The organism is Streptomyces brevispora (genome assembly GCF_007829885.1).
Classification (GTDB): domain Bacteria; phylum Actinomycetota; class Actinomycetes; order Streptomycetales; family Streptomycetaceae; genus Streptomyces; species Streptomyces brevispora.
The window spans coordinates 53,224-66,464 of the sequence record NZ_VIWW01000003.1; the positions used below are offsets into that span (position 1 = coordinate 53,224).

General features: G+C 73.1%; 5 protein-coding genes. 1 reads left to right on the forward strand and 4 read right to left on the reverse strand.

Annotated features, from left to right (window positions below; translation table 11 throughout):
- Positions 1-40 precede the first annotated feature (40 nt).
- The 3 genes from FHX80_RS33320 to FHX80_RS33330 are packed head-to-tail and all read right to left on the reverse strand — an operon-like array spanning position 41 to position 9,102.
- The gene (locus FHX80_RS33320) at positions 41-6,202 is read right to left on the reverse strand and encodes a type I polyketide synthase (RefSeq protein WP_244318759.1); all 6,162 of its coding nucleotides are present in this window, start codon (positions 6,200-6,202) and stop codon (positions 41-43) included.
- Positions 6,203-6,258: 56 nt separating this feature from the next.
- A complete protein-coding gene (locus FHX80_RS33325; RefSeq protein ID WP_145768213.1) occupies positions 6,259-7,842 on the reverse strand; it encodes a PfaD family polyunsaturated fatty acid/polyketide biosynthesis protein in 1,584 nt (527 codons plus the stop codon).
- Positions 7,843-7,875: 33 nt separating this feature from the next.
- A complete protein-coding gene (locus FHX80_RS33330) occupies positions 7,876-9,102 on the reverse strand; it encodes an SDR family oxidoreductase (protein ID WP_167523817.1) in 1,227 nt (408 codons plus the stop codon).
- Positions 9,103-9,923: 821 nt separating this feature from the next.
- Between FHX80_RS33330 and FHX80_RS33335 the strand changes: the two genes are divergently transcribed.
- Positions 9,924-11,282 (forward strand): wax ester/triacylglycerol synthase domain-containing protein, encoded by a 1,359-nt coding sequence (locus FHX80_RS33335; protein ID WP_145768215.1) that lies wholly within the window; start codon positions 9,924-9,926, stop codon positions 11,280-11,282.
- A gap of 171 nt (positions 11,283-11,453) precedes the next feature.
- Here the strand turns inward: FHX80_RS33335 and FHX80_RS33340 are convergent, their stop codons facing one another.
- Positions 11,454-12,821 carry an NAD(P)-binding domain-containing protein gene (locus FHX80_RS33340; protein ID WP_244318760.1) on the reverse strand — a complete coding sequence of 456 codons (1,368 nt, stop codon included), beginning with the start codon at positions 12,819-12,821 and terminating at the stop codon, positions 11,454-11,456.
- Positions 12,822-13,241 lie beyond the last annotated feature (420 nt).

The following is a 13,241-nucleotide window of genomic DNA, read 5'->3' on the forward strand; positions in this document are numbered from 1 at the left end:
CACTTCACGGCGGGGCGGAGGCCGGGGGCAGGGGGCAGGGTCAGGAGGGGCGGCGGACGAGCTCGACACCGATCAGTTCCAGCCGGACGGACCCGTCGGCGTCGATCAGTGCTGCGTCGCAGCGCGCCCCCGTGTCGTGCGCCTTCCGTCCCCGCACCACACACCGCACGGTGCCGTCCACCGGGCCGTGCCGATGCACCCTGCACTCGGCGACGGCCATCGGCAGCGTCGCCGACCCGAGCACCTCCTCGCCCCAGAGCAGGGCGAGTTGGAGCGCGCCGTCCACGGCGGCCGGATCGAGCGGCCAGTGCTCACCTGTCCAGTCCAGGGCGCGCAGGCCCGCGACGGTCGCCTCGGCGCCATGCTCCGAGACGCCGCGCACCGAGCGCAGTGCGTGGAAGCGCGGGCCGTGGAAGAGGACCTTTCCGTCGTACGACTCGGTCCGCGCGAGAGGCTTCAGGCCGTCCGGGGTGCCCCAACCGGAGGCATCGGGCCTGCCGTCCCCGGTGTCCAGGACCGCCCGGAAGTGCGCCAGTCCGTCCTCGCCCCGCAGTTCCGCCTCCAGCCCCGCAACCGAACCGGGCGCGCCCCGGCTGCCGAGCACGGTGATCCGGTGGCCCACGCCCCGCAGCGCAGGCAGGGCGTACTTCTTGTAGACGCGCAGATCGCGCAGAACCAGCTGTCCGGCATCCGGCAGCCAGGCCGTCGCCGCGGCTGCGAACCAGTTCAGGACCAGGGCCACGGGCAGCACGGGAACCCCGGCGGGCGCGTGGTCGGCCAGCTGCGGCAGGGTGTCCGAGCGGACCAGCAACTGTGCGCTGCGCGGATCACCTGCCGGGGACAGGGCGGCCGGATCGTCCCCCGCAGCAAGCACGACGCGGGCCTCGCCGACCGTGCCGTCCAGCTCGGCCGTGAAGGCCGCAGCGCCCTGGTCCAGGGGGATGAGCGGGACCCCGGACAGGCCGAAGTGCGCGGCCAGGGCCGGGGTGACCATGCCGCCCTGCCAGGGGCCCCAGGCCACACACCGCACCAGGCAGCCGGGGCGGCGGGTCTGCTCGGCTGACGCGACCTGATGGAGGACCTCGTTGGCCATCGCGTAGTCGGCCTGCCCCGGATTCCCGAACACGGCGGCCACCGAGGAGAAGAGGCAGATGGTGTCCAGGGGGTCGTCCGCCGTCGCCGCAAGCAACGCCCGCAGACTGTCCACCTTGGTGGACATCACCAGCTCGGCCTGCTCGTCGGTCTTGTCGCCGATCAGCCTGTCGGCCAGTACCCCCGCGCCGTGCACGATGCCGGTGACCGGCCCCCATGTCTCGCGTACGTCGCGCAGGGCAGCGGCGAGGGCGTCACCGTCGCGGGCGTCCACCCGGATGTACCGGACGGGCGACCCCGCGGCCTCCAGCCCCGCCACTGTCGCCCGCACCTCGCGCGCGGCCAGGATCGCCCGGGCCCGCTCCGCGATCCGGGCGGGCGACGAGTCCGCCGCGTCCAGGGCGGAGCGTTCCGCGAGCAGGCGGGTGAGCGCCGGTTCGTCGGTCGCCGCTGCCAGTCCGGCGGGCTCGGCGGCCGGCTCCGTCCTTCCCAGCAGCACGATCCGCGGGCGGTGGGCCCTGGCCAGGTCGAGCAACGCCGCGGCGGTCACCCCGCGGGCCCCTCCGGTGGCCACGATCACCGACGCGGAGGAGATCCGCCGTGTGCCGTCGGGCGCCACCTGCTCGGGTACCAGCCGCAGGAGGGTGCGGGTGCCGTCCGCGCGCAGGCCGACCTCCGAGTCGGCTCCGCCTTCGAGCAGTTCGCGCACGATCGCCTCGGCGACGTCCTCGTCGTCCCGGTCGCCCCGTCGGCAGTCGATGGCCTTGACCGAGGCGTCCGGCCATTCCTTCGCCGCGGTCCTGGCCAGACCGGCGACCCCGCCCAGCCACGCACGGCCGGGTTCGTGGCCTCCGAGCCCGAAGTCGCCCCCGGTGTCCTGAACGGTGACGAACAGCCCGCCGCCCCCGGCCGCTCGTGCCGCCGCCGCCACCGCTCGCGCCGCGCGCAGTGCCGACCGGTGGACCTCCCGCGCCCCGTCCGGCGTGCCGTTCGCGGTGAGCCCGCCGAGATGGACGACACCGCGTGCGTGCGAGGGCACTTCCGCCACGGCGGTGGCGTCCACGCCGCGCTCCGTCAGTTTCCGGGCGACGAGGCCGGCGACTCCGCACCCGTCCGCGCCCTCGCCGGTCACCGTGACGGGGCCGTCCAGCAGTCCCGCCGTGATCAGCCCGGACGGCGGCGACTCCACCGTGCGCGGTACCAGCCTCGTCAGCGGAGTCCGCTCGCCGGACCCGGTGCGCGGGGCGGGCAGTTCGGGGACGGTGGAGACCTCGGTGGTTCCGGAGGGTCCGGCATGCTCGACGGTCTCCGCCACCGCGGGGACGGAGGCGTCTTGGAGGACGGAGGCCTCTTGGGGGAGGCCGGGCACGGCGCGGACGTCCGGCACCGGGGCCTCGGCGGGCCGGGCGCCGCCGGTGAGCGCCTCGACGATCTCGCGCAGCGTACGGAGCCTGCCGAGCTGCGCGACGTCTCCCGTTGCCACGTCACCCAACTGCCGGCGGACGGCCGACAGGATCTCGACGCGCTTGATGGAGTCGACGCCCAGATCCGCCTCCAGCTCCATGTCCATGTTGAGCATGGCGGTGGGATAGCCGGTGAGCCGGGCCACCACCGACAGGAGCAACTCCTCCAGCTCCGTCGGCGACAGGGGCACCGCGCCATCGGCGGGAGCGGAAGCGGTTGCCGGTGCGGGGGAAGGCGCGGAACCGGACCCGACGCGCACAGGAGGGGTGGGGGCGGGCGGAGGCGCCGCTGACGGAACAACGGTCGCGACCGGAGCCGGCGGCGCCACGGGTGCCGGTACGCCTCGCGGCGACGAGGAGCGCGGCAGCGGCAGCGGCAGCGGCGGCGCGGAGACAGGCATGTCCATGGCCCCACCCGCGTGTACGTCCGTGGATCCACCCGCGTGCGGTACCCCGAGCATCGCGGCCAGGGTCGTCTCGGTCATCCGCAGAAAGGTCATGTGGCTTTCCGTCAGCATGCGTTGGCAGGCCGCGTGGGTCTGCGCCGTCTGCCGCTGGACACTCTCGACGGCGGCGTACCAATCACCGTCGGCGGCGCCCCCGCTCCCGGCCCCGGAGTCGTGAGGAGCACCGGCCTCGGGTACCGGTTCGAGCTCCGGCTGCCATGGTGCGGAAGCCGTACCGTACGCCGACGGCTGCGCGGTGTGGACGGGGGAGGGGACGTACGCGGGCATGGGGGCCGCCGGGATGTCGGACGCGGAAACGTGTGCGGGGGAAGGCTGGGGCTCGCGTCCGGGCTCGCGCTCCGGGGCGGGCGGCGGTTCGGCGGACGCGGCGCGGGGTGGGGGGAACTGACCGCAGTTGGCTCCGCTGATCTTCACGGTCATTCGGGGCTCGTGCTCCTTCGCTGGGGTCCCATGGGCGTACGGCGCCCAGAGAGTGTCGAGGTCGAGGGGGACGCCGCGTACGGCGAGTTCGCCGAGCGCGGCGTGCAGGGTGTCGGCGCCGTGCCGGGCCGGCCGGTCCAGGGGAACGGCCGCGTGCTCGCGGTCGCCGAGGATCTGTCCGACCAGGCCGGTCAGCGCCGCGCCCGCGCCGACCTCGACGAAGGTCCGCACCCCCGCCGCGTACATTGCCTCGATCTGGTCCTGGAAGAGCACCGGGGAAGCGAGATGACCGGCGATCCGGCGGCGCACCTCGTCGGGTGACGACGGGTACGGCGCCGCGTCGGCGTTGCCGTAGACCTCGATCCTGGGCTCCGTGAGAGGCACCGTGCGCAGGTACTCGGCGAGCGGTTCGACGGCCGGTTCGACCAGCGGGCTGTGGAAGGCAGCCGACGTGGCCAGCCGGCGGGTGCCGGTCCCCTTGGCCGAGAACGCCTTCTCGGCACGCGCGACCGCCTCCCACGACCCCGAAAGAACCATCTGGCGCGGGGAGTTGTGGTTGGCCGGCCAGATGTCGCTCAAGCCGCCACCGGACAGCACCTCCGCCACGTGCACGCGGTCCGCCGCCACCGCCAGCATCCCGCCCGGGGTGACCGCCGCGTCGCGCATCAGCTCACCGCGGCGACGGGCCAGATCCACGAGCGAGCCGGCGTCCAGAGCTCCCGCGCAGTGCAGCGCCACCAGCTCGCCGAAGCTGTGACCCGCCACGCAGTCCGGCCGCAGACCCAGTTCGCGCACCACCTCCAGCAGGGCCAGGGCGTGTACCGCCAATGCGGGTTGCGCCCACTCGGTGGCATCCAGCAGGTTCCGCCGGGCGGTGCGTTCCCCGTCGGTGAAGGCGGGCGGCGGGAACACGACCCGGTGCAGGGGCTGTCCGTCGAAGCGGGCGCCGCCCAGCCGGTCCCACACGGCCTGGGCGGTAGGTGCCAGCATCGCGAGATCCGCTCCCATCCCGACGTACTGGGACCCCTGTCCCGGGAACAGGAAGCCGATGCGGCCGGGTTCGGCCTCCCCGCACGCGTACCGGACACCGGTCGGCGTCGAGAACGCGGTGCCGGGTCGCTGCCGGATAAGCGCGATTGCCTGCGCGTGTTTCTCCCGCAGGTCCTCGACATCGGTGGCGACGACGGCCAGCCGCATCGGGGCGGCGGGTGAGAAGGACGCGTGGCTCTCCCGTGCCAGAACGGCCAGCGGACGACTGTCGTCCGCCCGCGGCGCCGCGAGGTCCGACGGGGAAGCCCCACTGAACAGGACGAGTTCGCTAGGGGCGGAACGGTGGCGCGGAGCCGCGCGGCCCGCGGCGCCCCGGGGCACGTACTCCTCCAGCGTGACGTGGAAGTTGCTGCCGCCGAAACCGAAACTCGACACCGATGCCCGGCGTGGATGTCCGGCGGACCGCACCCACGGACGGGTCTCCGTGTTGACGTAGAACGGGCCGTCCGCAGCGGCGGCCGCCGGGTTCGGCCGGTCGACCTTCACGGTCGGCGGAAGGACCTTGTGGTGCAGGGCCATGACGGCCTTGAGTAGCCCCGCAGCGCCCGCCGCGCACTTGGTGTGGCCGATCTGCGACTTGACCGAGCCGATCGCACACCACTGACCGTCCGTGCGGCCCGAAGCGCCGAACACCTCTTTGAGCGCGGCCAGTTCGGCGGTGTCCCCGGCCTTCGTACCGGTCCCGTGCGCCTCCACCAGCTCCACGGTCTCCGGCCCGTAGCCCGCATCCTCGTAGGCGCGTCGCAGGGCCCGCGCCTGGCCGTCGGGCAGTGGGGCGTAGATCGCCGTGCTCCTGCCGTCGGAAGACGTGCCGATGCCCCGGATCACCGCGTGGATCCGGTCGCCGTCCCGCTCCGCGTCGGACAACCGCTTCAACGCGTACATGACGACCGCTTCGCCCAGCATGGTGCCGTCGGCCGCGGCCGAGAACGGACGGCAGTCACCGCTGGGAGACAGCGCGGGCGTCTTGGAGAAGCACAGGAACATGCCGATGTCGTTCCCGGTGTCCACGCCTCCGCTGATCACCAGGTCGGCCCGGCCGAGGGACAGCTCACCGACCGACGTCGACAGGGCCGCCAGGGAACTGGCACAGGCGGCGTCGGTGGTGTGGTTGATGCCGTGCAGGTCGAACCGGTTGGCGATCCGGCCCGCGACGACGTTGCCGAGCAGTCCGGGGAAGGTCGATTCCCGCCACGGTGCGAATCGGGCCGAGATGCGGTCGCACACGGCCTGTGCCTCGGTCTCACCGAATCCGCTCTCCCGCAGCGCCGCGAGCCACACCGGGCGCTGGGCGCGCCCGTACATGTGCGGAAGCAGTTCCAGGGCGGCCGCGCCGAGGACGACGCCGGTCCGGTCCCGGTCGACCCCGGCCAGACCGCCGGCGTCGGTCAACACCTGGTCGGCGACCATCAGGGCGAGCAACTGGGAGGTGTCCGTCGCAGGCAGGTTGGCGGGGGGCACCCCGTAGGCCATCGGGTCGAAGTCGACCTCGGAGAGGAAGGCGCCCCGACGGGCATACGTCTTGTCGGGGGCAGCCGGGTCCGGGTCGTAGTGGTCCTCCACGCTCCAACGCGAGGCGGGTACCTCGGTGATCAGGTCACGACGACCGGTCACGATCCGCCAGTAGCCGGCCGCGTCCGTCGCGCCGGGCACCAGGGCGCCGACGCCGACCACGGCGACGGGGACCTGGCGGTGGGGTGGGCCGGGCACGGTCTCTCCTCCGGGTCGGGCTGTCGTTGCTGACGCCGCGGCGGCGCCGGTGCCGCTCACGCCAGCTCGCGCGGCGGGTAGGCGAACGCCTCGGTCGGCAAGGGAACTCCGTAGGTTCGCAGTTGATGGGCGCGGGTGAGTACCGCGGCCCCTTCGAGCAGGTTGAGCGCGATCTGCACCACGGACCGGTTCGCCGGCTCGGCCAGGAACGTGCCCGCCACCCACCGGTTGAACGCGCCCATCGCCGGACCGCACCAGATCTGGTAGTCGGTCCGCCGCGACCCCTCGCCGGTGATCGCCCACCGGCTGGAGCTCCCCAGGTACCAGCGGAAGACCAGGGCCATTCGGTGCTTCGGGTCGGCCTCCGCACGGGTGATCTCCGCGGGATCACGCCGTTCCCAGAACGCGCGCGTGCGCTGCCAGACCTCGTCGAACGGGGCGCGCAGCACGTCGCGTTCGATCGTGGCCCGCAGTGCGGGCGGAATCTCCTCCAGCGAACCGTGGGCCCGGTACGCAGCATGGAGCCGGCCGGCCCGCTGGGCGAACATCGTTCCACGTGAGAGCACTTGAAGCTGCACGCCCAGCTCGAACATGTCGGCCGCCGGTGCCATGGTCACGTCGGAGATGTCCGCGTCGCAGAGCATCGCCTTGGCCTCGTCGGACAGGCCCGCCTCGGTGGCCGTCTGGTTCACCGACCCGACGACCACGTAGGACGCACCGAGGGCGAAGGCGGCGGCCACCGCGTCCGGTGTGCCGAGGCCGCCGGCCGCGCCGAGCCGGACCGGCCGACGGTAGCCGAACCGATGGCACAGGGTGTCGCGCAGGGCCGCGATCCTCGGCAGCAGGGCCGACAGCGGCCGGTTGTCGGTGTGCCCACCGCTGTCCGCCTCCACGGTGATGTCCTCGGCCACCGGCACCAGGGCCGCCAGATCCGCCTCCTGCCGGGTGAGCTTCCCCCGGGCGACGAGATGGTCCAGCAGCACGGGCGGGGCGGGGGAGAGGAACCTCTCGGCCACCTCGGGCCGGGAGACCTTGGCGAGCAGGCGCGTGCGCCGGACGACGGCGCCGTCCGCGCCCCGGCGCAGCCCGTGCGCCGAGCACAGCACGACCGCCGGGGTCAGCTCCATGAACGCCGACGCGGAGATCCGGGGGACACCGCAGCGCAGCAGCAACTCGGCTACGCGGAACTCCAGTTCCGGTTCGGCCGGTGAGTGGATGAGGTTGACGCCCCAGTTCGGGCGGGACTCCAGCTCCTGCGCGAGCGCGTGCACGGCCCGCTCCACATCGGGGTAGGCCAGCCCCCCTGCCCCGAAGAAGCCGAGCATCTGGGCCCGTGCCATCGCCGAGACCATCCGGGTGGTCGCGATGCCGTTCGCCATCTCACCGGCGACATAGGGGAAGCGGACGCCGTGTGCCTCGCAGAAGGTGCGACCGCCGAGCCACTCGGGGTACAGCGGCGGCAGCGTACCGAGCACCGGGCCGCCGGGTACGGGACCGGTCGCGATCCCCAGCTCACGGCCGTCCGGCCCGCTGACGACGTGGGCGGGGTTCCGGATCTGCCGGGCACCGGCCGCGATCCCCTCGGGCGAGAAGACCGGCGGGGACGCGGCGGGAGTGCCGGCAACGGTGAGGACGGACATGCAAGGGCTCCAACGGGAGAGGACGTCTGCTGGTCAGGCGTACCGGACGGACGGGAGGACGGCCGGGGGAGTGCCCGGCGACAGGACGAGGGCCCTGCCCCGCGGCGCCAGACCGGACCAGAGGTAGTCGAGGCCCACCGGTGCGGAGGCCGCCGACGGCCCCAGCCGGGTCCTGACCCGGGTGTCGTCGAACCGCCGCCGGTGGGCGAGGTATGCCGTCATGCCCGGATAGAAGTCCAGCAGCGCCTCCAGCGCTGACGGGGTGTCCGGCTTGGTGGCGACCAGGTCGATCGAGAGCGGGACCAGCCGCTCCAGCAGGTCCACGACCGTCGGTACGGGCACATCGCGGTCATGGACGACGTGGTACGTGTCGACCCCGCCCGAGGGCGCCAGGCCGGCCAGCCGCACCATGACCTCGGCCGCGTGCTCCACCTGCAACAGGTTCAGCCGGCCGTGCGGATGTCCCACCGTCCGGATGAGGGACCGGCCGGCCGGGCCGGAGCTGCGAGGCCCGCGATCCCGTGGTCCGGGAAAGCCGCTGGACGCGCTCTCGTCACTGTCCCGGCTGCCGGGCCCTCCGGGGTCGGCGGCACACCGCGCGTCCCGCAGGATCCGCTCGATGACCTGCAGCGGGTGCGACGGCAGTTCGGGGTGCGGCGGCAGGTCAGTGACCAGGATGCTCGGCCGCAGCACCAGGACCGGGCGGCGGTGCTCCCGGGACCACGCGTGTATCAGCAGCTCCGCCTCGTACTTGGACCGTTCGTAGGCGTTCTCGAAACCGCAGACGTCGTCCAGCTCGTCCTCGTACGCCACTCCGTCCCGCCGCGCCCCGGCCACGAACGCGGTGCTCACATGACGGACCAGAGGTTTCCGGCGGCCGGCGGCAGCCAACTCCAGCACGTGCCGGGTGCCTTCGACGTTGGTCCGGCGCAGCTCGGGGAGATTCCCCTCCAGATTGATGTTGCCCGCACTGTGCCAGATCGCGCCCAGACCGTCGGCCAGCTTCTGGAAGGTCCGCCCGGACAGGCCCAGCCGAGGCTGCGCCAGATCCGTCTCCACCACTCGTAAACGGCCGGGGAGCCTGGCGGTGAACGTCTCGGGTGAGCCGGTCAGTTCGAAGAACCGGGTGATCCGGTGCAGAGCGTCCCCCGATCCCGCGTGGGCCAGGACCGTCACCGATGGGTGCGTGTCGAGCAGGCGACGCAACAGGCGCAGTCCGAGGAATCCGGTGGCGCCGGTGAGGGCGACGTGCACGAGCATGGCTCCAAGGGCAGTGAGAGGGGCGGTCCCGCGACCGTGTGCGGAGGCGGGGTGCCGCCGTTGCGGCGACCGGGTGCGGCAGAGCGGCATGCCATCGGCCGTCCTGCGACGCGGAGCGCCACTGGCGGTCGCACCGTGCACGGTCCGGCCGATCCGGCCGGTCCGGTGCTCCGACGCCCTGTCCGGCCAGGGGTTCCTCAGGCCTGCTCCGGCCCGGTGACCTCCGGCGCACGGCACACAATGTCAGACGGTGGGCGGGCCGAGAGCCTCGATTCCTCCTGCTCACCCGAACGGAGTACGCCACACCGCGAACCGTGCGCGCCGGGCTGGTTCGGAGAGGCAGCACCGCAGGCCGGGCTGCCCGGTGAACGCGACAGGCAGGACACGGGCGGAGGTGTACGGGCGCGATCCGAGCGCCGTCCTCCTTTCGGGGGAACTTGCCGGTGGGGGTCGTGGATCGGCCTGCTGGGGGGTCGCCGTGTCGTCGGCGGCTGCGGGAAGCGCGGGGAGGCAGACCAATCACGGCATGGGAACAGGGGCCCGGAGGCCTGCGGGGCGGATGCGGCCGGCGGCCCCGGCCCTGACCGGAAACGGGCTGCCGGGCCGGCGCGGCCTGTGGGCACCGGACGGACCGGCTCCGGCCGGTGGTCATTCTGATGGTCGGCCGGTCCGGGCAGCGTTGTGCCGCGGCCGGCCGGGGGCGTGCTGCCCGGCGCCGGTGGCCTCCTGCCGGCCGCCCGCTCGTGTCGCCCCTGTCTCTCCTGCCGTCAGGGCTGTCGCCCTGCTGTCGCCCTCGGCCAGAATCGGAGCTCCGAAGCCCCATGCCTGATCTTGAGCAGTCCACTCAGTCCGAGCCGTCCGGCCGTTCCACCCCGTCCGCCCGGCCCGGTCAGTCCATTCCTTCGCCCCGCCACCCCACCCATTCGGTCGACCGCGCGTTCCTCAATCTGGAGCGCCGGCGACCCGATGTCCGCTGGGACGCCGGCGGTGTCGCGTACCTCAGCGGTCCACCCCCGGCCCTGGCGGATCTTCGCGCGTATGTGGGCTTCCGCCTCGGCCTGTTGCCCCTGCTCACGAGCCGGGTCGAGGGCGGTCGGCGGTCCCGGTGGCAGCCGGACGCGGACTTCGACGTCGACCGGCATGTGCACGAGGTGGTAGCCGATGGCCCCACCGCCTGGGACTGCGCCCTGCACACCGCGCTCAACGCCCCGTTCGAGCCCGGCGCCTACTGGGGGCTCTGGCTGGTCCACGGCCACGAACCCGACGCGTACGCCGTGTGCTACCGCTTCCACCACGCCTGCCAGGACGGTTCGGCCGCCGCCATGACCTTCCGGGCCATGCTGGGCGAGGGGGAGCCGTCAGCGCGCCCGGTACCGGGCCGGAGCCGTCGCGCCGGGGTGCCCCGGCGGGTGGGTGCGGCCGTCGGGCTGGCCACGAAGTTCGTGGCGCGCTCTCTCACCGTTCGGGGTCACCGCCCGCACGCCGCCTTCACCCCCTCCGGGGAGCGGCGGCTGTGGCGGGGGCGCGTACCGGCGGACACCCTCCGCCGGATCGGCGGCGCGCGCGGCGGCTCGGCCCATGACGTGCATCTGGCCGCACTCGCCGGGGCGTTGTCCGTCTGGTCGGCCCGCTCCGGCGTGCCGCTTCCCCGAGTGACGGCCGTGCTGCCCGTCGACGCACGACGCCCCGACGAGGACCAGACCTGGGGAAACCGCTGCTTCGCCCTGCCACTGGAACTGCCGGTGCGGGTCGCCTCGGAGACCCAGGACGGGCCCGGCGGCGGTGACGTGTCGCTGCGGCGACTGGACCATGTCATGGCGACAACACGGAAGTTGCGGGGCGAGACATGGCGGCAGGCCATTCAGGACCTGGTCCGCTTCATGCCGGGCCGCCCCACCGAGTGGTATCTGCGACGGGTGCTTTCGCCACGCGTCACCAACGTCATGGCCACCTCCATGCCGCTCGCCAAGAAGGGCAGCCTGGGGGAGACGCAGGTGACGGGCACCGCACTGTTGCCCCTGCTCGTGCCCGGACACCTCTTCGGGGTGGGGTTGTCGTTCTTCGGTGACTGGGCCGAGGTGTCCTTCGTGACCGACCGCGCGCTTCCGCTCGGGGAGTTGCTGCCGGAGCTGTGGGAGCGGGCCGTGGCTGAGCTGGAGGAGAGCTCGGCGCCGGTGTGAGCCGGCCGGGCGTTCCAGCCGTACCGACCGCACGGAGCGGGCCCCGGTGCCCCCGCTGCCGGTGGTCAGGCCTTCGATGACCGCAGCGGCCGGATTCCGGCGGGGGCACGTCGCCGGTCCCCCGCCCTCCCGTCCACGCCGGTCACCGCCTGAGACTCCGGGCGGAACGGATCACAAGGCCTCGATGGCCGGAGCGGAACCGGCCACGGCGGACGGGGGCGGGACGGCCCCGCGTGCTCGGCGTCGGCCCGCTCGGAGTTCCCGACGAAGGGCCCTCTGGTAGGAGCGGACGTCGATTTCGATCCCGTGGCGGTAGGTGGACACATAGGTTCTTTCATGGCGCCGCCACTCGCGGGAGATCGCCCGCGCCATGTCCTGCGGCGACGGCAGGGCGACCGCTCCTGTGATCAGGTCGGCTACCCATTCCGCCTGTGGTTCGAGCAACGGGAAGGCCGCACCGGCGGGTTGAGCGAGACCCATGAAGTAGAGGCCGGGGAGCCGGGGCGGCACCGTACGCAGATAGAGCTCGGTGCGGCCGTCCCGGGCAGCGAAGACGGAGGGGTCCAGGAAGGGGAAGGAGAGGGAATAGCCGGTGGCGTACACCACCGCGTCCACGGGTTCGCGGCTGCCGTCCGTGAAGGCCGCAGTGTCGCGGCCGAAGGAGCTGACGCCGGGCTTCGGGGTGACCGCTCCCCGGGCCAGCTGGACGAGGAGTTCGTCCGAGGTGGAGGGATGAGCGGCGAGGGGGCCGCGGACCGGTTCGGGCAGCCCGTAGTGCGCCGGTGCGCCACGGGTCAGCCGCAGAAGAAGCGCCATCGCCGGGCCCTTGAGGAATCGCGGGAGGCGGGACAGCGGGCTCCACACCAAATGGTCCGCCGGACGGCCGAGCAGCATCTTGGGGAAGACGTGCGTCGCGTCGCGTGCGGAGAGGAAGGTCCGCGCCGCCGTACGAGAGATCTCCGCCGCGATCTCGCACGCGGAGTTGCCCATGCCGATCACCAGAACCCGCCGGCCGGTGTACGACTCGGGGGAACGGTAGTCGTGCGAGTGGAGGACGGACCCCTCGAAGCCCTCGGCCCCCGGCACGGCGGGGTCCGGGAGACGGGGGTTCCAGTGGTGCCCGTTGGCCACCACCACTTCGGTGTAGCGCCGCGTCTTCACCGTCGCGGCCGTGTCCCCGCGGCGTCGGCGGCCGACCTCCCAGCCACCGTCGTCCAGGGGCCGTACCGAGGTGACCTCCGTGCCGAACGCGATGTGGCGGTGCAGACCGAACGACGCGGCGTAGTCCTCCAAGTAGGCCAGGACCTTGCTGTGGTGCGGAAAGACCGGGTAGGTCTCCGGCATCGCCAACGAGGAGAAGGACATGCTCTCCTTCGAGATGTTCGCGTGCAGCGACGCGTACACCCCCGACATGCCGTTGTCGTTGCCGTACCGCCAGAGCCCACCGATGCCCGAACCGGCCTCGAAACAGTCGAACGGAACATTGCGCGAGGCAAGGACCTTGCTCGCGGCCAGACCGGATGGACCTGCTCCGATCACACACGTTCTCCGCATGGCTGACTGACCTTCCCTCATATGCGCGCGACGTCGCCGGCACGCCTGAACCGCGACCGCCGGGGGACCGGGCCGCGGCCTCCGGACAGGCGGGCCGGTTCCCTGCGCCCGCTACCCGTCCGGGACTTGTCCCGGAGGCCGTGGCAGAACCACGGGGGACGGAACCTTCGTGGACCTGATCGCGGAACTCCGGTCCCGTCACGCTAACCACCCCACGGCCTCGGGGCCGGTCTTCGGCGGTAGACCCGTCGCGCGGATGACACGTCATGCACAGGGTTGACGGCAGGGAGCCGACGCACTTCCGGGCACCGTTTCCGCCGCTCGGCCTGCTCGTTGGGCACGAGCGGACCGGATGCGCCGCCGAGCGGCCGACCGGATGAGATCTCCGTAGACCGGACGACGCGG

Bases quoted from the DNA above. Each gene is read 5' to 3' on its own strand.
- FHX80_RS33330 (WP_167523817.1), bottom strand. From the start codon at position 9,102: ATGCTCGTGCACGTCGCCCTCACCGGCGCCACCGGATTCCTCGGACTG.
- FHX80_RS33325 (WP_145768213.1), bottom strand. From the start codon at position 7,842: ATGTCCGTCCTCACCGTTGCCGGCACTCCCGCCGCGTCCCCGCCGGTC.
- FHX80_RS33335 (WP_145768215.1), top strand. From the start codon at position 9,924: ATGCCTGATCTTGAGCAGTCCACTCAGTCCGAGCCGTCCGGCCGTTCC.